The following is a 296-nucleotide window of genomic DNA, read 5'->3' as shown; positions in this document are numbered from 1 at the left end:
CATTATTTCCCAGTTATGTCTTTGTCAAGATCAAATCCAATAAAGACTTTCATGATGCCTTAAATGTAGAGAGTGGCTGTTCTTATTTGTCTTTTGGCAAAGAATACGGAAAAGTTTCCGAAGAAGAAATCGATCATATCAGGCTTTTTACTCAGGTAAAAGACATCACAGATGTTCAGATTGAGCCGGCACTACCCAAAATAGGAGATAAACTTAAAATCGAGCATGGAGAATTATCCGGACTTGAATGTGAAGTTTTCAGAGTCGACAATCAGCATAGAATCAGTGTAAGACTA

Annotated in this window: 1 pseudogene; it reads left to right on the top strand. The window is 36.8% G+C overall.

The features are described 5' to 3' along the window. Positions 1-296, top strand: a pseudogene (locus FLA105534_RS19925) (antitermination protein NusG); the annotation flags it as partial.

This window comes from Flavobacterium collinsii (assembly GCF_902804485.1).
GTDB classification, from domain to species: Bacteria; Bacteroidota; Bacteroidia; order Flavobacteriales; family Flavobacteriaceae; genus Flavobacterium; species Flavobacterium collinsii.
Note: the sequence above shows the minus strand (reverse complement) of the source record. Positions and strands in the feature narration are given on the sequence as shown.